The sequence below is a fragment of the Pseudomonas cichorii genome (genome assembly GCF_003700275.1).
Classification (GTDB): Bacteria; Pseudomonadota; Gammaproteobacteria; order Pseudomonadales; family Pseudomonadaceae; genus Aquipseudomonas; species Aquipseudomonas cichorii_B.
On record NZ_RBRE01000040.1, the window covers coordinates 37,541 to 61,231 of the forward strand.

18 protein-coding genes and 3 tRNA genes are annotated in these 23,691 nt (G+C 58.0%); 16 read left to right on the forward strand and 5 right to left on the reverse strand.

Features of this window, described 5'->3' with window-relative positions; all coding sequences use genetic code 11:
* Positions 1-32: 32 nt before the first annotated feature.
* On the reverse strand, positions 33-1,886 hold the full coding sequence (locus ALQ04_RS10805; RefSeq protein ID WP_122315758.1) for a sigma-54-dependent Fis family transcriptional regulator: 1,854 nt from the start codon (positions 1,884-1,886) through the stop codon (positions 33-35).
* Positions 1,887-2,187: 301 nt separating this feature from the next.
* Between ALQ04_RS10805 and ALQ04_RS10810 the strand changes: the two genes are divergently transcribed.
* From ALQ04_RS10810 to ALQ04_RS10835, 6 genes are all read left to right on the forward strand, one after another.
* Positions 2,188-3,282 carry an ABC transporter ATP-binding protein gene (locus ALQ04_RS10810; RefSeq protein ID WP_122315759.1) on the forward strand — a complete coding sequence of 365 codons (1,095 nt, stop codon included), beginning with the start codon at positions 2,188-2,190 and terminating at the stop codon, positions 3,280-3,282.
* Positions 3,282-4,391 carry an ABC transporter ATP-binding protein gene (locus tag ALQ04_RS10815; RefSeq protein WP_122315760.1) on the forward strand — a complete coding sequence of 370 codons (1,110 nt, stop codon included), beginning with the start codon at positions 3,282-3,284 and terminating at the stop codon, positions 4,389-4,391. The genes ALQ04_RS10810 and ALQ04_RS10815 overlap by 1 nt, the downstream gene beginning before the upstream one ends.
* Positions 4,388-5,251, forward strand: coding sequence for a carbohydrate ABC transporter permease (locus ALQ04_RS10820; protein WP_122315761.1), 864 nt, complete (start codon positions 4,388-4,390; stop codon positions 5,249-5,251). The genes ALQ04_RS10815 and ALQ04_RS10820 overlap by 4 nt, the downstream gene beginning before the upstream one ends.
* Positions 5,252-5,260: 9 nt before the next feature.
* Entirely contained in the window at positions 5,261-6,061 is an 801-nt protein-coding gene (locus ALQ04_RS10825; protein ID WP_117165301.1) for a carbohydrate ABC transporter permease, read from the forward strand.
* Positions 6,062-6,072: 11 nt separating this feature from the next.
* Entirely contained in the window at positions 6,073-6,345 is a 273-nt protein-coding gene (locus ALQ04_RS10830) for a DUF2160 domain-containing protein (protein WP_122315762.1), read from the forward strand.
* A 76-nt stretch (positions 6,346-6,421) separates the two neighbouring features.
* Positions 6,422-8,194 (forward strand): ABC transporter substrate-binding protein, encoded by a 1,773-nt coding sequence (locus ALQ04_RS10835; RefSeq protein WP_122315763.1) that lies wholly within the window; start codon positions 6,422-6,424, stop codon positions 8,192-8,194.
* Between the two features lie 60 nt (positions 8,195-8,254).
* Here the strand turns inward: ALQ04_RS10835 and folD are convergent, their stop codons facing one another.
* Positions 8,255-9,109 (reverse strand): bifunctional methylenetetrahydrofolate dehydrogenase/methenyltetrahydrofolate cyclohydrolase FolD, encoded by an 855-nt coding sequence (gene folD, locus ALQ04_RS10840; RefSeq protein ID WP_122315764.1) that lies wholly within the window; start codon positions 9,107-9,109, stop codon positions 8,255-8,257.
* Between the two features lie 300 nt (positions 9,110-9,409).
* On the opposite strand from folD, the gene ALQ04_RS10845 reads away from it, so the two are divergent.
* The 10 genes from ALQ04_RS10845 to ALQ04_RS10890 all read left to right on the forward strand — a co-directional run bounded on the left by ALQ04_RS10845 (position 9,410) and on the right by ALQ04_RS10890 (position 20,756).
* Positions 9,410-9,486, forward strand: a tRNA-Arg gene (locus ALQ04_RS10845).
* 52 nt (positions 9,487-9,538) lie between these two features.
* Positions 9,539-9,614, forward strand: a tRNA-His gene (locus ALQ04_RS10850).
* Positions 9,615-9,677: 63 nt separating this feature from the next.
* Positions 9,678-9,762, forward strand: a tRNA-Leu gene (locus ALQ04_RS10855).
* Between the two features lie 371 nt (positions 9,763-10,133).
* The gene (tig, locus tag ALQ04_RS10860) at positions 10,134-11,444 is read left to right on the forward strand and encodes a trigger factor (protein ID WP_122315765.1); all 1,311 of its coding nucleotides are present in this window, start codon (positions 10,134-10,136) and stop codon (positions 11,442-11,444) included.
* A gap of 91 nt (positions 11,445-11,535) precedes the next feature.
* Positions 11,536-12,177, forward strand: coding sequence for an ATP-dependent Clp endopeptidase proteolytic subunit ClpP (gene clpP / locus ALQ04_RS10865; protein WP_122315766.1), 642 nt, complete (start codon positions 11,536-11,538; stop codon positions 12,175-12,177).
* A gap of 106 nt (positions 12,178-12,283) precedes the next feature.
* Positions 12,284-13,567 (forward strand): ATP-dependent Clp protease ATP-binding subunit ClpX, encoded by a 1,284-nt coding sequence (gene clpX, locus ALQ04_RS10870; protein ID WP_024687896.1) that lies wholly within the window; start codon positions 12,284-12,286, stop codon positions 13,565-13,567.
* A 385-nt stretch (positions 13,568-13,952) separates the two neighbouring features.
* Positions 13,953-16,349 carry an endopeptidase La gene (lon, locus tag ALQ04_RS10875; RefSeq protein ID WP_122315767.1) on the forward strand — a complete coding sequence of 799 codons (2,397 nt, stop codon included), beginning with the start codon at positions 13,953-13,955 and terminating at the stop codon, positions 16,347-16,349.
* Between the two features lie 147 nt (positions 16,350-16,496).
* A complete protein-coding gene (locus ALQ04_RS10880; RefSeq protein WP_002552737.1) occupies positions 16,497-16,769 on the forward strand; it encodes an HU family DNA-binding protein in 273 nt (90 codons plus the stop codon).
* Positions 16,770-16,974: 205 nt separating this feature from the next.
* Positions 16,975-18,858 (forward strand): SurA N-terminal domain-containing protein, encoded by a 1,884-nt coding sequence (locus ALQ04_RS10885; protein WP_122315768.1) that lies wholly within the window; start codon positions 16,975-16,977, stop codon positions 18,856-18,858.
* Positions 18,859-19,028: 170 nt separating this feature from the next.
* Complete coding sequence (locus ALQ04_RS10890) at positions 19,029-20,756, forward strand: type III effector HrpK domain-containing protein (RefSeq protein WP_122315769.1); 1,728 nt, start codon at positions 19,029-19,031, stop codon at positions 20,754-20,756.
* A gap of 95 nt (positions 20,757-20,851) precedes the next feature.
* On the opposite strand, the gene fabI is transcribed toward ALQ04_RS10890, so the two are convergent.
* From fabI to ALQ04_RS10905, 3 genes are all read right to left on the reverse strand, one after another.
* Complete coding sequence (gene fabI / locus ALQ04_RS10895; RefSeq protein ID WP_122315770.1) at positions 20,852-21,646, reverse strand: enoyl-ACP reductase FabI; 795 nt, start codon at positions 21,644-21,646, stop codon at positions 20,852-20,854.
* A gap of 18 nt (positions 21,647-21,664) precedes the next feature.
* Positions 21,665-23,275 (reverse strand): ABC transporter ATP-binding protein, encoded by a 1,611-nt coding sequence (locus ALQ04_RS10900; RefSeq protein ID WP_122315771.1) that lies wholly within the window; start codon positions 23,273-23,275, stop codon positions 21,665-21,667.
* A gap of 1 nt (position 23,276) precedes the next feature.
* The coding region (locus ALQ04_RS10905; RefSeq protein WP_122315772.1) for an ABC transporter permease subunit at positions 23,277-23,691 on the reverse strand (415 nt) is incomplete at its 5' end.

Consider the following 23,691-nt stretch of genomic DNA (forward strand, 5'->3'; position numbering starts at 1 on the left):
CTGCCTCCCACATGATGAACTGCCATGCAAATTCATTGACGAACCTCTCGCAACCGTTTGTAAAGCGTATTGCGACTGACGCCCAACCGCTTGGCCAATTGTGAAATATTGCCGCCAGCCGCCTGCAACAGGTGGTTCAGGTCTTCGGTCGACGGAAAATTCCCCTTGATCCGCAGTGGCGCTACAGGCTCGTCTCTCTCCTCGTCCATCTGAATATCCAGAAAGAAATCTTCCGGCAGGTGCTCCAGCGTAACGATCTGATCGTCAGCCAGTGCCAGCGCGACCTGTATCACGCTATTGAGCTGGCGAAGATTGCCCGGCCACGGATGATGCTCGAACAGTTCAAGCACTTCGCAAGAGAACCCTGCCCGCTGGTGAGGTTCGCGATGGCGTTCCCAGATGCGCTGGATAAGTGCCTGCCTGTCGGTGCGTTCGCGCAAGGGCGGAAGTTCGATATTCAGCCCGCTGATCCGGTAATACAGATCCTGGCGGAAATGGCCTGTCTGGACCCGCTCGCGCAGGCTGTGGTTGGTGGCCGAGATCAGGCGGATATCCACCGGATGCAGCTCGCTGCTGCCCAGCGGCTGCACGCAACGCTCCTGCAGCACGCGCAGCAGACGCGCTTGCACCGGCATTGGCATGTCGCCGATTTCATCGAGAAACAGCGTGCCTTTGTCAGCCTTGCGAATCAGGCCGATGCTGCCTTTCTGATGGGCGCCGGTGAACGCCCCCTTGCTGTAGCCGAACAGTTCCGACTCCACCAGTTCAGCCGGAATGGCCGCGCAGTTGACGGCAATCATCGGTTGGCTGGCACGCGAGCTGGCCACATGCAAGGCTTTGACGAACACTTCCTTGCCGACTCCGGTTTCTCCGTGAATCAACAGCGGGATGTCCTTTTCCAGAAGCCGTTGCGCCTGACGAACCGCCTTTTCGACTTTTGCATCGCCCAGGTCGATGGCATTCAGATCAAGCGTGGGCGAAGTATTGGCCTGTTGCGCAGGCTGCAGCGGCGGCAATAGCTGCATCGGTTTGCGTCGCGGGCGCTTGAGCAGGCACTGGAAGCGGCTATTGCCAAAGGCATGCAGCGCGAAAGGGCGTGCTTCGGGTTCGCTGAGCAGCTGCAGGATCGGGCATTTGAACAGTTCTTCGATATTGACCCCGGACAGCCTGACGCCCAGTAGGTTGTCGGCGCGGCGGTTGGCGCAGCGGATCCTGCCGCTTTCATCGAAAATCAGCAGGCCGGCCCACTGGCTGTCCAGATTGTTCAGGCCGGTATTGAAGGTCAGCTGGAAATGGGTGTCGCGGAACTGGTCGAGAATCAGTCGGTTTTCCACTGACTGACTCATCATCTTGACCATGCCCAGGGTATGCGAGGGCGGCAGGAAGCTGTCGCTGGAGACGTCCAGGATGGCGATCATGCGTCGATCGGCATCGAATATCGGTGAGGCCGAACCGGTCATGAAGCGGTTGGCCTTGAGAAAGTGCTCGTCGGGTTCGATATGCACGGCTTGTTCGCAGGCCAGTGCGGTGCCGATGGCATTGGTGCCGGTCCCGCGCTCGCTCCAGCTGGCTCCGGCCAGAAAGCCCTGGGTTTGCGCAGGGTCGACGAAACGCTGGGTGCCCCATGACTTGAGCAGTTGCCCCTGCTGATCGGCCAGCAGGATCAGGCAATTGGAGTTGCTCAGGATATTGTCATAGAACGGCAGCACTTCCTGATGGGTGGTTTGCACCAGCGAATGATGACGCTCCAGCAGCCGGGAAACCTGGGCGCCCGGCAACACGTCGAACGAGGGGCGTGTCTGATGGCTCAGGCCGAAGCTGCGGCAGCGCGTCCATGAATCCTGAATGATGATGTCGTGCGTAAGCGATGCGCGGGTAGTGACCATGAGCAATGAGTCCTGCGAGTGCCTTGTTGTTTTTGTTTTAGGTCTTGCATGGAGCATCCGTGCCCGAATCGTTCATCCAGTGTCGTCCAGTACTGTTCAAAGTCAATGTTCATTTTGTTCAGGTGTTCAGCATTTTTTGTTCATTTTTGTTCAGCTCTGAAGACGCCGTGCCTGCTCGTTAAAAGCCGGACGCTCTAGGTCGAGCCTTTCAACCGGATAACGCGATCTGGCACGAATGTCGCTCTATGCCAACTGCATTTGAGCTGCATCCCTGACAAGAAAAAATAACAAAGGGCACGCCATGTCACTTACGTTGGAGCACGTCAGTCGCGCAGTCGATGGCCAGATATGGATCGACGACGCATCCCTGAGCTTTGAGCCCGGATCCTTCAATGTGCTGCTGGGGCGGACCCTGTCCGGCAAGACCAGCCTGATGCGCCTGATGGCTGGCCTGGACAGGCCCGACACTGGCCGGGTGCTGATGAACGGCGTGGATGTCACGCACCGGCCGGTGCGCAAGCGCAATGTGTCGATGGTCTATCAGCAGTTCATCAATTACCCGAGCATGACCGTGTTCGAGAACATCGCTTCGCCATTGCGTCAGGCGGGGATGTCCCGAGAGGTTATCCAGACCCGGGTGCTTGAAACCGCAAAGATGCTGCGCATCGAAAAATTCCTCCAGCGTCATCCTCTGGAGTTGTCTGGCGGACAGCAGCAGCGTACGGCCATGGCCCGGGCGCTGGTCAAGGATGCCGAGCTGATCCTGTTCGATGAGCCGCTGGTCAACCTCGACTACAAGTTGCGCGAAGAACTGCGCCAGGAAATGCGCGAGCTGTTTGCGGCGCGGCATACCATCGCCATCTACGCGACCACCGAGCCCAACGAGGCGCTGGCGCTGGGCGGCACCACTACTATCCTGCACGAAGGACGGGTCGTGCAGAGCGGCAAGGCTGCCGAGGTCTATCAGCGGCCAAGTACGGTACTGGCCGCCGAGTTGTTCTCCGAGCCGCCGATCAACCTGATGCCCGGTCGCATCGAGGGCAATGAAGTCAGTTTCGCCAACTTCGTGCATTTCCCGCTCAATGCCGACCTGCGCAAGATCGGTGACGGCGAATACCGTTTCGGGGTGCGACCCAGCCACCTGAGCCTGGTGCCGTCCAATGACGACGATCTGGAACTGGCGGTTACCGTCGAGCTGGCGGAAATCAGCGGCTCCGAAACCTTCCTGCATGTGCGCAATGAGCTTTTTGCCTTGGTGCTGCACTTGCCGGGCGTGCATGGCTATGACGTCGATGCGGCGATCCGGGTGTATATCCCGACCCACAAACTCTTTGTGTTCGATCAGCAGGGGCGCCTGATTCAGGCGCCCGGTCTGCGCATGGCGAGGGTTGCCTGATGGCCGAGATCCGTTTGCAGAACCTGGCCCACAGCTATAGCGCCAATCCGGGGCCGGACGATTACGCCATCCGGGAAATGACCCATGTCTGGGAGCAGGGCGGCGCTTATGCATTGCTCGGGCCTTCCGGGTGCGGCAAGTCGACCTTGCTCAATCTCATTTCCGGCCTGTTGAGTCCGTCGCAAGGGCAGGTGCTGTTCGACTCCAGAGAGGTCAATGATCTGAGTCCCGAGCGCCGCAACATCGCTCAGGTTTTCCAGTTTCCGGTGGTCTACGACACCATGACCGTCTTCGATAACCTGGCTTTTCCATTGCGCAATCAGGGCCTGGATGAAAAACGTGTCCACACCAAGGTGCAGGAAATCGCCGAAGTGCTGGACTTGCAGCCCTTGCTGAAAAAGAAGGCGCGCAATCTGACGGCGGACGAAAAGCAAAAGGTCTCCATGGGGCGCGGGCTGGTGCGCGATGACGTCTCGGCCATCCTGTTCGATGAACCGCTGACGGTGATCGACCCGCATTTGAAGTGGAAGCTGCGCCGCAAGCTCAAGCAGATCCACGAGCAATTCAATATCACCATGGTTTACGTCACCCACGATCAACTGGAGGCCTCGACCTTCGCTGACAAGATCGCGGTGATGTACGGCGGCCAGATTGTGCAGTTCGGGACGCCACGTGAGCTGTTCGAGAAACCCCGCCACACCTTTGTCGGCTATTTCATCGGCAGTCCGGGCATGAACCTGATCGAGGTCCGGCCGCAGGGCAACGGGGTGATGTTCGGCGATGTGCAGGTGCCGCTGTCCGGTCCACTGCAGCAATTGATTGCCCATACATCATTCACCAGCCTGAAGATCGGCATCCGTCCCGAGTTCGTTCATGTCTGGGACGGTCCCTACGAAGAGGCGATGTGCGCCGAGGTGGTGTATGTCGAGGATCTGGGTACCTACAAGATCCTGACCCTTGCGCTGGCCGGGCAGAAAATCAAGGTACGCCTGCCTGAAGACAAGCCTGTGCCGCAGGGGCAGGCCTGGATCAGTTTTCCCGCGCAATGGTTGATGCTGTATGCCGATGATTTCTTGCTTGAGTCCGGTCAAGAGCGGGGTACGCCATGAACAAGGTCCATAACAACAAGGCCTGGTGGCTGGTGCTGCCGGTGTTCCTGCTGGTGGCATTCAGTGCCATCGTGCCGATGATGACGGTGGTCAATTATTCGGTGCAGGACATCTTCGACCAGTCCAACCGCTATTTCGTGGGCGCCGACTGGTATCGCCAGGTCCTGCAGGACCCGCGTTTGCATGATTCGCTGCTGCGCCAGTTCATCTACTCGGGTTGTGTGCTGCTGATCGAGATTCCGCTGGGTATCGCCATCGCCCTGACCATGCCGACCAAGGGGCGCTGGTCGTCGCTTTGCCTGATCGTCATGACCATTCCATTGCTGATTCCGTGGAACGTGGTGGGTACCATCTGGCAGATCTTTGGCCGTGCCGATATCGGCCTGTTGGGCTGGAGCCTCAATCAACTGGGCATCAGTTACAACTATGCGGCCAATACCATGGATGCCTGGGTGACGGTGCTGGTCATGGATGTCTGGCACTGGACGTCACTGGTTGCACTGCTGTGCTACTCGGGGTTGCGTGCCATTCCGGACGTGTACTACCAGGCGGCGCGTATCGATCGGGCGTCAAGCTGGGCGGTGTTCCGACATATCCAGTTGCCGAAGATGAAGAGCGTGCTGCTGATCGCGGTGATGCTGCGCTTCATGGACAGTTTCATGATCTACACCGAGCCGTTCGTCCTCACCGGCGGCGGGCCGGGCAACGCCACGACCTTCCTGAGCCAGACCCTGACACAAATGGCGATCGGTCAGTTCGACCTGGGGCCGGCGGCGGCGTTCTCGCTGGTGTACTTCCTGATCATTCTGCTGGTTTCGTGGCTGTTCTATACCGCCATGACCCATAGCGACAAGAACTGAGGATCGGCCATGAATGCACGCAAGGCTGTGCCGTTGTTGATCTACATCCTGTTCCTGCTGGTGCCGATCTACTGGCTGCTGAACATGTCGTTCAAGAGCAATACCGAGATTCTCGGTGGCCTGACGCTCTGGCCGCAGGACTTCACACTGGCCAATTATCGGGTGATTTTCACCGACCCAAGCTGGTACAGCGGGTATATCAATTCGCTGTACTACGTGTGCCTGAACACGGTGATTTCCCTGGCGGTGGCCTTGCCGGCGGCTTATGCGTTCTCGCGCTACCGGTTCCTGGGTGACAAGCACCTGTTCTTCTGGCTGCTGACCAATCGCATGGCGCCACCGGCAGTTTTCCTGCTGCCGTTCTTTCAGCTCTATTCTTCGATTGGCCTGTTCGACACCCATATTGCCGTGGCACTGGCGCATTGCCTGTTCAACGTACCGCTGGCGGTATGGATTCTGGAAGGCTTCATGTCGGGGGTTCCCAAGGAAATCGACGAAACCGCCTACATTGACGGCTATAGTTTTCCGCGTTTCTTCGTAAAGATTTTCGTGCCGCTGATTGGCTCCGGCATTGGGGTGACGGCGTTCTTCTGCTTCATGTTTTCCTGGGTCGAACTGCTGCTGGCGCGCACGCTGACGTCGGTCAACGCCAAGCCCATCGCGGCAGTCATGACCCGTACGGTATCGGCTTCGGGTATCGACTGGGGCGTGCTGGCTGCGGCCGGGGTCTTGACCATTTTGCCGGGCATGCTGGTGATCTGGTTCGTTCGTAATCATGTGGTCAAGGGCTTTGCCCTTGGCCGGGTCTGAGGAGTCGGGATATGGAATGGATGGCCTGGACTTCACTGACGGCGGGTTTCTTCGGCGTCATCGCGGTGCTGCTGATCGGCATGACGGTGTGGGAGCTGAGTTCGCCCTGCGTCGAGCGTCGTGGTTTTCTGCCGATCGTCACCAGCCGTGGCGACCGCCTGTTCATCGGACTGCTGGCAAGTGCCTACCTGCATTTGCTGGTCATCGGCGTGACGGACTGGAGTATCTGGATCGCTTCGCTGGTATCGCTGCTGTGGTTGTTGGTCGTAATGCGTTGGGGGTAGCCGAGCAACTGTTTTCATGCCGGGACTGTCCGGGAGGCGGCAACGTGCCCTGGGTAATAATCATCTGGAGGTGTCTATGTTCTACAAAAACAACAAGCTGAGACATAGCGTGGCGCTGGCTTCGATGCTGGCATGCAGTGGATTGAGCGTGACGGCGTGGGCGGATGCCTATCAGGATGCCGCGAAAAAATGGATCGGCGCCGAGTTCAAGCCTTCGACCCTGACCCCCGAGCAGCAGATGGCCGAGCTGGAGTGGTTCATCAAGGCGGCTGAACCGTTCCGTGGCATGGAAATCAAGGTGGTGTCGGAAACCCTGACCACCCACGAGTACGAATCCAAGACTCTGGCCAAGGCGTTTACCGAGATCACCGGTATCAAGCTCACCCATGACCTGGTGCAGGAAGGGGATGTGATCGAGAAGATCCAGACCCAGATGCAATCGGACAAGAATATCTATGACGGCTGGGTCAACGATTCGGACCTGATCGGCACCCATTTCCGTTATGGCAAGGCGCAATCGCTGACCGAACTGATGGCCAGCGATGCCGGCAAGAAGGTGACTTCTCCGACCCTGGATCTGAAGGATTTTATCGGCCTGTCGTTCACCACCGCACCGGATGGCAAGGTCTATCAATTGCCCGATCAGCAGTTCGCCAACCTCTACTGGTTCCGCGCCGACTGGTTCGAGCGTGCCGACCTGAAAGAGAAGTTCAAGGCCAAGTACGGCTATGAGCTGGGTGTGCCGGTCAACTGGTCCGCCTATGAAGACATCGCCAAATTCTTCAGCGAAGACGTCAAGGAAATCGACGGCAAGCGCATTTATGGCCATATGGATTACGGCAAGAAAGATCCTTCTCTGGGCTGGCGCTTTACCGATGCCTGGTTCTCCATGGCCGGTGGCGGCGACAAGGGCCTGCCGAACGGCCTGCCAGTGGACGAGTGGGGCATTCGGGTAGAGAACTGCCGTCCGGTCGGCTCCAGCATCACCCGCGGTGGCGACACCAACGGCCCTGCAGCGGTGTTCGCCACGCAGAAATACATCGACTGGCTCAAGGCCTATGCGCCACCGGAAGCGGCGGGCATGACCTTCTCGGAATCCGGCCCGGTGCCTTCGCAAGGTAACGTCGCGCAGCAGATTTTCTGGTACACCGCCTTTACCGCAGACATGACCAAGCCCGGCTTGCCGGTCATGAACGCCGATGGCACGCCGAAATGGCGGATGGCGCCTTCACCCAAGGGGCCGTACTGGAAAGACGGCATGAAGCTGGGTTATCAGGACGTGGGCTCCTGGACTTTCCTGTATTCGACGCCCGAGAAACAGCGATTGGCCGCCTGGCTGTATGCGCAGTTCGTGACCTCGAAAACCGTGTCCTTGAAGAAAACCATTGTTGGCTTGACGCCGATTCGTGAGTCGGACATCAACTCGAAGGAGATGACCGAGCTGGCGCCGAAACTGGGTGGTCTGGTCGAGTTCTACCGCAGCCCGGCACGGGTGCAATGGTCGCCGACCGGCACCAACGTCCCGGATTATCCGAAACTGGCTCAGTTGTGGTGGAGTCATGTTGCAGAAGCGGTGACCGGCGAGAAGACCGCACAGCAGGCGCTGGACGGGCTGGCCAAGGATCAGGACTCGATCCTGATGCGCCTTGAGCGCTCCAAGGCTCAGGAAAAGAGTGGTTGCGCGCCGAAGCTGAACCCGGAAACCACGGCTGAAGAGTGGTACAAGAAGGGTGAAGCGAGCCCCGATGGCTGGGCCGCTCCGCAACGCAAGCTGGCCAACGAGAAACCCAAAGGCGAGACCGTGGCGTATTCCGAATTGCTCAAGAGCTGGGAAGCAGCGCGCAAGTAATCGTTCTCGGGAATGAAAAACGGCACCCCTGGGGTGCCGTTTTTCATTTTGGGAAACCACTCAGTCGTGCAGGCTTTCTGCCGCATACAGGGTGTTTTCCAGCAGGCAGGCACGGGTCATCGGGCCTACGCCGCCCGGTACCGGCGTGATCCAGCCGGCGCGGGGCAGGGCGGTTTCGTACACGACGTCACCGACCAGCTTGCCGTCTGCCTGACGGTTGATACCGACGTCGATGACGATGGCGCCAGGCTTGATCCACTCACCCTTGACCAGACCGGGTTTACCGGCGGCCACCACCACCAGATCAGCGCGACCTACATGGCCGGCCAGATCCTTGGTGAAGCGGTGGGTCACGGTAACCGTGCAACCGGCGAGCAGCAATTCCATGGCCATCGGGCGACCGACGATATTGGAAGCGCCTACTACCACGGCGTCCAGTCCGTACAGATCGACACCGGTGCTTTCCAGCAGGGTCATGATCCCTTTCGGGGTGCATGGGCGCAGCAATGGGATGCGCTGGGCCAGACGGCCGACGTTATAGGGATGGAAGCCGTCGACGTCCTTGTCCGGACGAATACGTTCCAGCAACAGGGAGGCGTCCAGGTGCTCGGGCAATGGCAGTTGCAGCAGGATACCGTCGACATTGTCGTCGCCATTGAGGCGATCGATCAGCTCGGTCAGCGCAACCTGTGTGGTCTCGGCGGGCAGGTCGTAGGCCTGGGAAATGAAGCCGACTTCCTCGCAGTCCTTGCGCTTGTGAGAGACATAAACCTGGGAAGCGGGGTCGCTGCCCACCAGAATCACCGCGAGGCCTGGCGTGCGCAGGCCTTGCTCGCGACGTTCGGCGACACGTTTGGCGATCTGCTGGCGCAGGCTGGCGGCGATCGCTTTGCCGTCGATAAGTTGTGCAGTCATGACGCGTGATTAACCATCGAGAGGGAAAAAATGAGGGCGCATTCTCGCATGACATGACGCAAGGGCAAAGGCGCTTGGTCTGTATATTCAGCTAACTCCTTTATCTAACTGAATTTTTTTCAAAAAAGAGTTGACGACCCATGGGGGCGTCTATAAGATTCGTCGCACTTGCCGGGCAGCACCCAGCACCGCTTAACAAGCAGGCGCCGGTTGATGTAAGTCAGGTGGAGTTGAAATTCAGCTCGACGTGATTGAAAGCCTTGTAATTTGTGATCGATTAAAAGAATGCAGATTATATAAGTGCCCGTAGCTCAGCTGGATAGAGCATCCGCCTTCTAAGCGGATGGTCGCAGGTTCGAGTCCTGCCGGGTGCGCCATTAACGGCGGCTTTGGCACGGTAGGTAAGTTGTAGTAGCAGGATGCAATATGGTGGGCGTAGCTCAGTTGGTAGAGCACAGGATTGTGACTCCTGTTGTCGTGGGTTCGATCCCCATCGTCCACCCCATATTCGGAAAGGCGCCAGACTTATTAATCATAATCTGGCGCCTTTGCTTTAAAAGCTTGTAACGCGGATGTGGTGGAATTGGTAGACACACTGGATTTAGGTTCCAGCGCCGCAAGGTGTGAGAGTTCGAGTCTCTCCGTCCGCACCAAGATATAAGTAGTGAGGTTTTTGAAACGCTCGCTATTGAAAGAAGCCGCCTAGTGCGGCTTTTTTTGTTTCAGCGTGTTGGTTTTATCGTCTCGCTGGTCGGTTGGTGTGTTGCCACTGATCGAGCGAAGCGCGCTACGCGGATGGAGTCGGTAGCGGTCCGGTGCACGTGCTTCCTTTATATAGCCCGTGCCAGACGCGTTGCCGGTGATGTAGAGGGCTTTTTGTCTTCGCACGTCGACAGTCCGATTCCATCCTCTTAATCTGCCCTTTTTCAGTAGGGTGACTTCTTGAGTTTGACCCACTAGAATGCATGCCCTTGATTCTGGGGTCGGAAACGGCCGGCTAACGTCTGTGCAACGAGGAATATCCATGCAAGTTTCTGTTGAAAATACTTCCGCTCTTGAGCGCCGCATGACCATTGGCGTGCCTGCCGAACGCATCGAGACTGAAGTCAACAAGCGTCTGCAGCAGACCGCACGTAAAGCCAAGATCCCGGGCTTCCGCCCTGGCAAAGTGCCTATGAGCGTTATCCGCCAGCGTTATGAAGATGGCGCACGCCAGGAAGCGCTGGGCGATCTGATTCAGGCTACCTTCTACGAAGCAGTGGTCGAGCAGAAGCTGAACCCGGCTGGCGCACCTGCCGTAGAGCCAAAGTCCTTCGAGAAGGGCAAGGACCTGGAATACATCGCTACTTTCGAAGTGTTCCCTGAGTTCACTGTTGCCGGTTTCGAGTCCATCTCCGTCGAGCGCCTGTCCGCTGACGTGGCTGACGCCGATCTGGACAACATGCTGGAAATCCTGCGCAAGCAGAACGTCCGTTTTGAAGTGGCCGAGCGTGCTGCCCAGAACGAAGACCAGCTGAACATCGATTTCGTGGGCAAGGTTGACGGCGAAGTCTTCGCTGGCGGCTCTGCCACCGGTACCCAGCTGGTTCTGGGCTCCGGCCGCATGATCCCTGGTTTTGAAGACGGTCTGGTTGGCGCCAAGGCTGGTGAAGAGCGCGTTCTGAACGTCACTTTCCCAGAGGACTACCAGAACCTGGAACTGGCTGGCAAAGCCGCCGAGTTCACCGTTACCGTCAACAGCGTTTCCGAGCCAAAACTGCCTGAACTGAACGAAGAGTTCTTCAAGCAGTTCGGCATCAAGGAAACCGGTATCGACGGCTTCCGCACCGAAGTTCGCAAGAACATGGAGCGTGAACTGCGTCAGGCCATCAAGTCCAAGGTCAAGAACCAGGTCATGGACGGTCTGCTGGCTGCCAACCCGATCGAAGTGCCGAAGGCGCTGCTGGAAAACGAAGTCAACCGTCTGCGCGTCCAGGCTGTTCAACAGTTCGGTGGCAACATCAAGCCTGATCAACTGCCTGCCGAGCTGTTTGAAGAGCAAGCCAAGCGTCGTGTCGAGCTGGGCCTGATCGTTGCTGAAGTGGTCAAGCAGTTCGAGCTCAAGCCTGACGACGCTCGCGTTCGCGATCTGATCCAGGAAATGGCTTCCGCTTACCAGGAGCCAGAGCAGGTTGTTGCCTGGTACTACAAGAACGAGCAGCAAATGAACGAAGTACGTTCTGTTGTGCTTGAAGAGCAAGTTGTAGATACTGTTTTGCAGAAAGCTAGCGTGACCGACAAATCGGTCTCCTACGAAGAAGCGGTCAAGCCGGTAGAAGCTCCAACAGCCGACTGATTTCTCCTTTCGTTCGAAAACACCCACAAGCCAGCCTTCGCGCTGGCTTGTGCGTATTCAAGACTCGACTATTTGGGAGTGAATGCAGGACATGTCCCGCAATTCTTATATTCAGCAGAACTCTGACATCCAGGCCGCTGGCGGCCTGGTCCCGATGGTTATCGAGCAGTCCGCCCGTGGCGAACGCGCCTATGACATCTACTCGCGCCTTCTCAAGGAGCGTGTCATCTTTATGGTTGGTCCGGTAGAGGACTACATGGCCAACCTTATCGCGGCGCAACTGCTGTTCCTTGAAGCGGAAAACCCGGACAAGGATATCCATCTCTACATCAACTCACCGGGCGGTTCGGTGACTGCAGGCATGTCGATCTACGACACCATGCAGTTCATCAAGCCGGACGTGTCGACCATCTGTATCGGTCAGGCCTGCAGCATGGGTGCTTTCCTGCTGGCTGGCGGTGCCGAGGGCAAGCGTCATTGCCTGCCTAACTCGCGGATGATGATTCACCAGCCGTTGGGCGGTTTCCAGGGTCAGGCGTCGGATATCGACATCCATGCCAAGGAAATCCTGCACATTCGTCATCGCTTGAACTCGTTGTTGGCTCACCATACCGGTCAAAGCCTTGAAACCATTGAGCGTGACACCGAGCGTGACAACTTCATGAGCGCGGATCGTGCGGCTGAATACGGCCTGATCGACTCCGTGATCAGCAAGCGTCAAATGCCTGCCTAATTGACTCAAAATGTGGGTGGTTGGCTCAACCGACCGCCTGCGGACTTGAAAAAGCCCGCAATAGCCTTCATCTTGTGTTGCAAGCCTACCGGATTGGATCGATCGAATGACTGACACCCGCAACGGCGAGGACAACGGCAAACTGCTCTATTGCTCCTTCTGCGGCAAAAGCCAGCATGAAGTGCGCAAATTGATTGCCGGCCCCTCGGTCTTTATCTGCGACGAGTGCGTCGACCTGTGCAATGACATCATCCGCGAGGAGGTGCAGGAAGCACAGGCCGAGAGCAGCGCGCATAAATTGCCTTCGCCTAAAGAAATCAGCGGCATCCTTGATCAATATGTAATTGGTCAGGAACGTGCCAAAAAGGTTCTCGCAGTAGCGGTGTACAACCACTACAAGCGTCTGAACCAGCGTGACAAGAAAAATGACGATGTTGAACTCGGCAAAAGCAACATCCTGCTGATCGGCCCTACGGGCTCCGGCAAGACCTTGCTCGCTGAAACCCTGGCGCGCCTGCTCAATGTGCCGTTCACCATCGCCGATGCCACTACCCTGACCGAAGCCGGTTATGTCGGTGAGGATGTGGAAAACATCATTCAGAAGCTGTTGCAGAAGTGCGATTACGACGTAGAGAAGGCCCAGATGGGTATTGTCTACATCGACGAAATCGACAAGATTTCCCGCAAGTCCGACAACCCTTCGATTACTCGTGACGTTTCCGGTGAAGGCGTGCAACAGGCCTTGCTGAAACTGATCGAGGGCACCGTGGCTTCCGTTCCTCCGCAAGGCGGACGCAAGCATCCACAGCAGGAGTTCCTGCAGGTGGACACGCGCAATATCCTGTTTATCTGTGGTGGTGCTTTCTCGGGCCTGGAAAAAGTCATCCAGAACCGTTCTACCCGTGGCGGTATCGGTTTCAACGCCGAAGTCCGCAGCAAGGAAGAAGGCAAGAAGGTTGGCGAATCCCTGCGTGAAGTCGAGCCTGACGATCTGGTCAAGTTCGGTCTGATCCCCGAGTTCGTGGGCCGTCTGCCGGTACTGGCGACCTTGGACGAGCTGGACGAGGCTGCATTGATGCAGATTCTCACCGAGCCGAAGAACGCCCTGACCAAGCAGTACGCCAAGCTGTTCGAGATGGAAGGTGTGGACCTCGAGTTCCGTACCGACGCGCTGAAATCGGTTGCTCGTCGTGCGCTGGAGCGCAAGACGGGTGCTCGTGGCCTGCGTTCCATTCTGGAAGGCGTATTGCTCGACACCATGTATGAAATCCCGTCGCAGAGCGACGTGAGCAAAGTGGTGATCGACGAGAGCGTCATCGATGGTTCGTCCAAGCCGCTGCTGATCTATGAAAACAGCGAGCCGCCAGCCAAGGTTGCTCCTGACGCATAACCGGCATTGCCCTGTTGTGTGAGTAACGGATGTACAGAAGGGGGCCTGCGGGCCTCCTTCTGCATTTCAGAGGGTCGCTAAATCAAGGGCCATGCCTGCCGGATTGCTCATGTCCCAGGGAACGATTTTCGCCAGCGGGCCACTAGTATTCTGTCTGTAGCTTGATAGTCCTCTTTTGACAGCGTCCTTAACTGCCTGATTGCGTTGTCATTTCCCGTCATTGCGGGGCCATGTGCCTTGTCGAATGGTTTCGGTCAGCCGTCAAAAAGAGAGCGTATTTTCAAAACAGGCCACTAAAGCTTGTTTTTTTGGAACGCTACCCCCATCTTGACTTCAAGCTACTTCCACCTGTCCACGGCCAATTGGCCGCCGTAGAGGCGAAATCATGAAGACCACAATCGAATTGCCTCTCTTGCCATTGCGTGATGTTGTGGTTTATCCGCACATGGTTATCCCGCTGTTCGTGGGGCGCGAGAAATCTATCGAAGCTCTAGAAGCAGCGATGACCGGCGACAAGCAGATCCTGTTGCTGGCACAAAGAAATCCGGCCGATGACGATCCCGATGAAAAGGCTCTTTATAACGTCGGTACCATTGCAACCGTATTGCAACTGCTCAAATTGCCTGACGGCACAGTCAAGGTGCTGGTTGAGGGCGAGCAGCGTGGCTCTGTCGAGCGTTTCATCGAAGTCGAGGGTCATTGCCGCGCCGAAGTCGCGCTGATCGAGGAAACCGACGCGCCGGATCGTGAATCCGAAGTCTTCGTTCGCAGCCTGCTGTCGCAGTTCGAGCAGTACGTGCAGCTCGGCAAGAAAGTCCCTGCCGAAGTCCTGTCTTCGCTCAACAGCATCGATGAGCCGGGTCGTCTGGTCGACACCATGGCCGCGCACATGGCGCTGAAAATCGAACAGAAGCAGGAAATCCTCGAAATCATCGACCTGCCAGCCCGTGTCGAGCACGTGCTGGCCTTGCTGGATGCCGAAATCGACCTGTTGCAGGTCGAGAAGCGCATCCGTGGTCGGGTCAAGAAGCAGATGGAGCGCAGCCAGCGCGAGTACTACCTGAATGAGCAGATGAAGGCCATTCAGAAGGAACTGGGCGATGGCGATGAAGGCCATAACGAAATCGATGACCTGAAAAAACGCATCGAGGCTGCCGGTCTGCCCAAGGATGCTCTGGCCAAGGCAACTGCCGAGCTGAACAAGCTCAAGCAAATGTCGCCGATGTCGGCTGAAGCCACCGTGGTGCGTTCCTACATCGACTGGCTGGTCCAGGTGCCGTGGAAGGCGCAGAGCAAGGTTCGCCTTGATCTGGCGCGTGCCGAGGCGATTCTCGACTCCGACCACTACGGTCTGGAAGAGGTCAAGGAACGCATTCTCGAATACCTCGCTGTGCAAAAGCGCGTGAAGAAGATTCGTGGTCCGGTGCTGTGCCTCGTCGGGCCTCCGGGTGTCGGCAAGACTTCCCTGGCCGAGTCGATCGCCAGTGCGACCAACCGCAAGTTCGTGCGCATGGCCCTGGGCGGCGTGCGTGACGAAGCTGAAATTCGTGGCCATCGCCGTACCTACATCGGCTCGATGCCTGGTCGACTGATCCAGAAAATGACCAAGGTTGGCGTGCGCAACCCACTGTTCCTGCTCGATGAAATCGACAAGATGGGCAGCGACATGCGCGGCGATCCGGCTTCGGCACTGCTTGAGGTGCTGGATCCCGAGCAAAACCACAACTTTAACGACCACTACCTGGAAGTCGATTACGACCTCTCGGATGTGATGTTCCTGTGCACCTCGAACTCGATGAACATCCCGGCTGCACTGCTGGACCGGATGGAAGTCATTCGTCTGCCGGGCTACACCGAGGACGAGAAGGTCAACATTGCAGTCAAATACCTTTCGCCAAAACAGATCCAGGCCAATGGCCTGAAAAAGGGCGAAATCGAGTTCGACGACGATGCGATCCGCGACATCATCCGCTATTACACCCGTGAAGCAGGTGTGCGTGGCCTTGAAAGGCAGATTGCCAAGGTCTGTCGCAAGGCTGTCAAGGAACATGCACTGGAAAAACGTTTTGCAATTCGTGTCACGGCCGAAATGCTCGAACACTTCCTCGGCGTGCGCAAATTCCGTTACGGCCTGGCCGAGCAGCAGGACCAGATCGGTCAGGTAACCGGTCTTGCCTGGACTCAGGTCGGCGGCGAATTGCTGACCATCGAAGCGGCCGTCGTGCCGGGCAAGGGCCAGTTGATAAAGACCGGTTCGCTGGGCGATGTGATGGTCGAATCGATCACCGCAGCGCAGACGGTAGTACGCAGCAGAGCCCGTAGCCTGGGCATTGCGCCGGATTTCCACGAGAAGCACGACACCCACATTCACATGCCGGAAGGGGCTACGCCCAAGGATGGCCCGAGCGCTGGCGTAGGTATGTGCACCGCACTGGTATCGGCCCTGACGCAGATTCCGGTACGTGCCGATGTGGCCATGACCGGCGAGATTACCCTTCGCGGGCAGGTGCTGGCGATTGGTGGCCTGAAGGAAAAACTGCTGGCGGCGCATCGCGGTGGAATCAAAACCGTGATCATCCCGGAAGAGAATGTGCGCGATTTGAAGGAAATTCCTGACAATATCAAGCAAGACCTGCAGATCAAGCCTGTTAAATGGATTGACGAAGTCCTGCAAATTGCGCTGCAATACGCGCCGGAGCCCTTGCCGGATGTGGCTCCCGATATTGTTGCAAAGGATGAAAAACGCGAGTCTGACTCTAAGGAAAGAATTAGCACGCATTAAGTCTGTGTGGGGCTTCCTTGACAGCTTTTTGGAGCCCTTGCTATAAAGCGGCTCTTTCAGGCAAGTACCAGCAAGCCCAACAGTGCTCGTTTTGCTTACCACCAAAAACTTAGAAACATACTCAATATAGAGATAAGGGGACTTAGAGTGAACAAGTCGGAACTGATTGATGCTATCGCTGCATCTGCTGATATCCCGAAAGCTGCTGCTGGCCGTGCGCTGGATGCAGTTATCGAATCCGTCACTGGCGCTCTGAAGGCTGGCGACTCTGTTGTTCTGGTTGGCTTTGGTACGTTCTCCGTTACAGATCGTCCTGCTCGTATCGGTCGCAACCCACAGACTGGTAAGACGCTGGAAATCGCTGCTGCTAAAAAGCCAGGTTTCAAAGCCGGTAAAGCCCTGAAAGAAGCTGTCAACTAAGCCTCTTGAAGCCTTTGCCCGCCGGGTCGGAGACAATCTGATCCGGTAACGGAACGGTGGTGCAGCCGGTTGCAATGCCGGAGGGTTCGAGCCCTTCCGCTCCGTCAGTTACGAGAAGGCGCATCCTCGGATGCGCCTTTCTTCTATCCGCTTTCTACCCACGCTCCGCGGTTGGTTAGTCAGTTCAACCGTTTTGGGGGACGCAATGCTGCAGAATATCAGGGACAATTCACAGGGCTGGATTGCCAAGACAATCATCGGGATCATCATCGCTTTGATGGCTCTGACAGGCATCGAGGCGCTGTTCACCGCCAGTGGCAACCAGCAGAACGCTGCCAAGGTCAATGGCGAGGACGTGACTCAGAATGAACTGAGTCAGGCTGTCGACATGCAACGTCGTCAGTTGGCCCAACAGCTGACTCAGCAACTGGGCAAGGATTTCGATCCTGCCATGCTGGACGAAAAGCTGCTGCGTGAATCCGCTCTCAAAGGGCTGATCGACCGCAAGCTGCTGCTGCAAGGCGCTGCCGACGCTAAATTCGCTTTTTCCGAAGCCGCACTGGACCAGCAGCTTTTGCTGACACCCGAGTTTCAGGTTGACGGCAAGTTCAATGCCGACCGCTTTGATCAGGTCATCCGCCAGCTGGGCTACAGCCGTCTGCAGTTCCGCCAGTTGCTGGGCCAGGAAATGCTGATCGGTCAGGTGCGTGCCGGTATCGCTGGCAGCGCTTTCGTGACTGACACCGAGGTCGAGGCTTTCGCCCGTCTGGAAAAACAGACCCGCGATTTTGCTACCTTGACCCTGCCTGTCGATCTGGCCGCCGTAAAAGTGACCGACGACGAAGTCAAGGCTCACTACGACCAGCACGCCAAGGAGTTCATGAGCCCCGAGCAGGTGGTACTTGATTACATCGAATTGAAGAAGGCTTCCTTCTTCGACAAGGTGCAGGTCAAGGACGAAGATCTGCAGGCGGCTTACCAGAAGGAAATCGCCAATCTGGCCGAACAGCGTCGTGCTGCGCACATCCTGATCGAGGTCAACGACAAGCTCAACGAAACCCAGGCCAAGGCGCGGATTGACGAAATCCAGCAACGTCTGGCCAAGGGTGAGAGCTTTGCGGTACTGGCCAAGGAGTTCTCGCAGGATCCGGGCTCGTCGAGCAAGGGCGGCGATCTGGGCTATGCCGGCAAGGGCGTCTACGATCCGGCCTTTGAAGAGGCGCTGTACGCCTTGAACAAGGATCAGGTTTCGCAACCGGTACGCAGTGACTTCGGCTGGCACCTGATCAAGCTGCTGGGCGTTGAAGCACCTTCGGTGCCGAGCTTTGCCAGCCTGAAGGACAAGCTGACCCATGACCTGAAAGCTCAGCAGGTCGAGCAGAAGTTTGTCGAAGTGACCAAGCAACTGGAGGACTCGGCTTTCGAGTCGTCCGATCTGGCTCAGCCGGCTCAGGATCTGGGCCTCAAGGTTCAGACCAGTGCTGCATTCGGTCGTGAAGGCGGCGAAGGCCTGACAGCCAATCGTGCAGTGATCCAGGCAGCATTCAGCCCGGAAGTCCTGGAAGAAGGTTCCAACAGCAACACGCTGGAACTGGACCCGGAGACAGTCGTGGTCGTGCGCGTCAAGGAGCACCTGCAGCCTCAGCAGTTGCCGCTTGAGAGCGTTGCAGGCTCGATTCGTACTCAACTGCTCAAGGATCACGCCAGTGCTGCTGCCAAGGCCAAGGGCGAAGCGCTCCTGGCTGGCCTGCGCGACGGCAAGATCCCGTTGGCTGCGAAGCAGGAAGGTCAAGCCTGGGCTGTTCTGGAAGCGGCTAACCGCAGCCAGGACAGTGTCGACCCGGCCGTGCTGCAGGCGGTGTTCCGCATGCCCAAGCCGGTTGGCAAGGACAAGCCCGAGTTTGCCAGCCTGACCGCAGCAGACGGCAGCTTTGTGATTGTGCGCCTCAATGGCGTGAATCAGGCAACCGCGCCGACTGATGCCGAGAAGACCCAATATCGCCGTTTCCTGGCTTCGCGTGCCGGTCAGCAGGATTTCTCTGCCTATCGCTCGCAACTGGAAAGCAAGGCGAAGATCGAGCGTTTCTAAGCTCGGTCTGATCCACTCAAAACGCCCGGTGCCTTGCATCGGGCGTTTTGCTTTGTGGGATCGGTCATTTTTTTCACGATTCTTTTTCAGGACCATGGAACCGTTTCTGCTCCGGTGCCACTCACTCGGGTACGTAGATCCTTGTTTCGTGCGAGAGGGAGAGAACCGCAATGAGCGATCCCATTTCAAGCAGTGGCCGCATTGGGGGCTTCCCTCTGCCGGAAAACCTTACTGAAGTCCCGTTCAACCTGAGCCCGGCAGAGCTTCATAAGCCTGCTGGTGGCTTGTCGGGTATCGATTACGGTCAAGCCGGCATGACGAGGACTGCAGCGCAGCCCACTCAGGTCGCCGAGGACTCGATTCTCCAGCGTCTGTTTCGCGCCCTGACCAGTCAATTGGCAGGCAAGGCTCAGCCTCCGGTGCGAGAAAACCATGAGTATCTCGATGACTCGAAATACAGCTCGCCCGAAGAACTGGCCAAATGGGATGGTCTGCTGGGTGATATGCCGGCTTCCAGGCGTGAGCAGGCCGCCAAGGAGCTGAATCGCCCCATTGCTGCGGCCAGAATGATTGCTGCCAATGATCCCGATGCAGACAAGGCCTGGGCCTTTCTGGATGAAAATCCGACGCTGAAAACCGCCATGGACACTGCGCAGGGTGGCAAGGCGGACGGCAAGATCACCAGGAAAGACGCCAAGACCTTTGCCAAAAACATGGAGAAGCAGGTCGACCGTGGCACAGACAGCCTGAATGACTTCCGCAAGGACAATCCGGATGCCGATGCGCAATCGGTGCAGTTGGTGCGTTCTGCTGCCGTGCTGCTGGCCCATGAGCCGATAACCGAAGCGGGCGACCCGTCCAATGCCCAGGGGGTCGAAGGCCAGACCAAGGTCAATGGTCGTACCACCATCGCCGGGCTGGAATCGGTGAGCACCAAGAACCCTGGGCTTTCCGATGTACTGCAGGATTCCGCCGCGACCTGGGCGCAGCCGGGCATGTTCGAGATGATGGACCAGGGCAACATGCGCGGCAAAAAGCTGGCGATGCGTGCTCCGGACGGGGTGATGGTCAAAAAGGACATCAGTACCTGGATCAGGCACAAGGCGCCGGCCAATGAAGAGGATTTTTCCCGGGTCATCTCGGATGCGGCGACTGTCGGCGCAGTTTCCAATGTGGATATCAGCAAGCTGAACGGTGATGTCTTCAGCAACCCGCAAGGCTACAGCGGCGAGCAAAAGGCGGCGGTGCTGGTCGAGTTGCAGCAGATTGCCGAACAGGTGGTGGCGGGGCGTTCGATTCGCAACACTTCGACCACCGAGACTGCGCTGAACGAAAAGATCACCCAATTGCAGGACGATCCGGCCGTGCAGGCTTTTCTGGGCAAGAACACCGATCGTCAGGCAGAACTGATCCTCAACAGCGACCCGGCGCTGGCGCGGGCGGTGAATGAAACGACTCGCAAGAACGTCGCGGGAGCACCGGGCAGCACTGGCATGAGCACGGCATTCGTTCCTGGCGGTACCGGCAAGGACACCAACCAGGCGAAGGACGATGCAGCGCTGGCTGCCAGCACGGCACAGAGGGTCTTGGGCTTTGGCGACAACGTGGATATGCGCAGGACCGCTGGCAAGGTCGGGGTTGGTCTGGGCGGACGTATAGCTGGCGCCATTGCCGGGCGGGTTGTGGGGGCGATTGCCGGTCAGGCGGCAGGTGCTGCGGCGGCTACGGCGGTGAGTGCGGCTGCCGGTCCGGTTGGCTGGGTAGTCAGTGGCGCGATGAGCATCGGCCTGGGGATTTCGGAAATCGTCAATGCCGTGAAGGAGCGCAAGGAGCGCAAGGCATTCAGTCGTACGGTCAACCCGGTTCTGGAGCAGTTCGGCATACCCAAGCCGAAGTGATCGCAAGGGCAACAGCAAAAAATCCGGATCCCTGGCGGGCGTCCGGATTTTTTGTTTTCAAAGCTGGCGTCAGACGCCAGCCCTGATCGAAGCAATTACTCTTCGATGTCGCCCATTGCGGTGGTGTTGAAACCGCCGTCGACGTACATGATTTCACCGCTGATGCCGGACGCCAGGTCCGAGCACAGGAAGGCGCCGGCGTTGCCGACTTCTTCGATGGTGACGTTGCGGCGCAGCGGAGTCTGAGCTTCGTTGGCAGCCAGCATCTTGCGGAAGTTCTTGATGCCGGAAGCGGCCAGGGTGCGGATCGGGCCAGCCGATACGGCGTTGACGCGAGTGCCTTCCGGGCCAAGGCTGCCAGCCAGGTAACGAACGCCGGCTTCCAGGCTGGCCTTGGCCATGCCCATCACGTTGTAGTTAGGCATGGTGCGCTCTGCGCCCAGGTACGACAGGGTCAGCAGGCTGCCATTGCGGCCTTTCATCATTTCGCGACCGGCCTTGGCCAGGGCGACGAAGCTGTAGGCGCTGATGTCGTGAGCGATGCGGAAACCGTCACGGGTGGTGGCTTGCGTGAAGTCGCCATCCAGCTGGTCGCCGGGTGCGAAGCCGACGGAGTGAACGATGACGTCCAGGCCGTCCCACTTCTTGCTCAGCTCTTCAAAGACCTTGTTGATCTCTTCGTCGCTTGCCACGTCGCAAGGGAAGCACAGCTCAGGGCTTGAGCCCCAGCCTGTGGCGAACTCTTCGACACGGCCCTTGAGTTTGTCGTTCTGGTAGGTGAACGCAAGCTCGGCACCTTCACGGTGCATGGCGGCAGCAATGCCGGATGCGATGGACAGTTTGCTTGCGACACCGACGATCAGGACGCGCTTACCGGCGAGAAAACCCATGTGTTGTTCCTCTTCAGGTTAATCGACAGCTACCGGCGCCAGGAAGGCGGCCTCCAGTAGCTGCTGTGTATAAGGACTTTGCGGTGCGGCGAAGATATCCTGCGCCACACCCTGTTCGACCACTTTGCCTTGCTTGACCACCATCAACTGGTGGCTCAGCGCTTTGACGACAGCCAGGTCATGGCTGATGAACAAATACGTCAGGTTGTACTTGGTTTGCAGCGAGCGTAGCAGCTCGACTACCTGGCGCTGCACTGTCCGGTCGAGGGCCGAAGTCGGCTCGTCCAGCAGAATCAGCGCCGGTTTTAACACTAATGCGCGGGCTATGGCGATGCGCTGCCGTTGCCCACCCGAGAATTCGTGGGGGTAGCGGTGCCGGGTTTCCGGATCCAGACCTACTTCCCTGAGTGCCTCGATAATTGCCGTTTCCTGTTCGGCGGCTGTCCCGATGCCGTGAATCCGCAGGCCTTCGCCGACGATATCGCTCACTGACATTCGCGGGCTCAAACTGCCGAACGGGTCCTGGAACACCACCTGGATCTGTCTGCGCAGCGGACGTATCTGCTGTTGCGACAGGCTGTCCAGATCATTGCCCTTGAACCGTATGCTGCCCTGGCTGGCGATGAGCCTGAGAATTGCCAGGCCCAACGTCGATTTGCCCGAACCACTTTCCCCGACGATCCCCAGAGTCTGACCCTGCGGCAGGCTGAAGCGAATACCGTCGACCGCCTTGACGTGATCGACGGTGCGCTTGAGCAGGCCTTTCTTGATCGGGAACCAGACTTTCAGGTCCTCGACTTCGAGCAGCGGCGCGCCAGCGGGGTTGGTCGAAGGACCGCCGCTGGGTTCTGCACTGAGCAGAACCTGGGTGTACGGATGTTGCGGTGAACGGAACAGCTCTTCGCACAATGCTTGTTCGACGATGCAACCGCGCTGCATGACACATACGCGATGGGCTATTTGCCTCACAACGTTCAAATCATGGCTGATCAGCAGCAATGCCATGCCCAGGCGCGCCTGCAATTGCTTGAGTAATTCGAGGATTTTCAGCTGTACCGTGACGTCCAGCGCGGTGGTCGGTTCGTCGGCGATCAGCAGTTCCGGCTCGTTGGCCAGGGCCATGGCGATCATCACCCGTTGGCGCTGGCCGCCCGACAACTCGTGGGGCAGGGCCTTGAGGCGCTTGTGCGGTTCGCTGATGCCGACCATGTCCAGCAACTCGAGCGTACGCGCCGTGGCAGCCTTGCCGGTGAGCCCCTTGTGCAGGCCGAGTACTTCGTTGATCTGCTTTTCCACCGAGTGCAGCGGATTGAGCGAAGTCATCGGCTCCTGGAAAATCATCGCAATCCGATTGCCGCGGATGCCGCGCAGTTTTTTCTCTTGCACTTTCAGCAGGTCATCGCCTGCATAACGAATGGTGCCGCTGGGATGGCTGGCGATCGGGTAGGGCAGCAGGCGCAGGATCGAGTGCGCTGTGACTGATTTGCCGGAACCGCTTTCGCCCACCAGTGCCAGGGTTTCGCCGCGGCGGATATCGAAGCTGATGTTTTCGACCACGCGCTGGCGCGACTCGCCTGTCACGAACTCGACCGCCAGATCGCGGATTTCGATCAGATTGTCATTGTTCATTTCATTTCCTTGGGTCGAAAGCATCGCGGGCGGACTCGCCGATGAATACCAGCAGGCTGAGCATCAGGGCCAGCACGGCAAAGGCGCTGATCCCGAGCCATGGGGCCTGCAGGTTGGATTTGCCCTGCGCGACCAGTTCACCCAGCGATGGCGAGCCCGCAGGCAGGCCGAAACCGAGGAAATCCAGCGCCGTCAGGGTACCGATGGCGCCAGTCAGAATGAACGGCATGAAGGTCATGGTCGACACCATGGCGTTGGGCAGGATATGGCGGAACATGATCGCACCATTCTCCATGCCCAGTGCTCTGGCGGCACGCACGTATTCCAGATTGCGGCCGCGCAGAAACTCGGCGCGTACCACGTCTACCAGGCTCATCCAGGAAAACAGCAGCATGATGCCCAGCAGCCACCAGAAA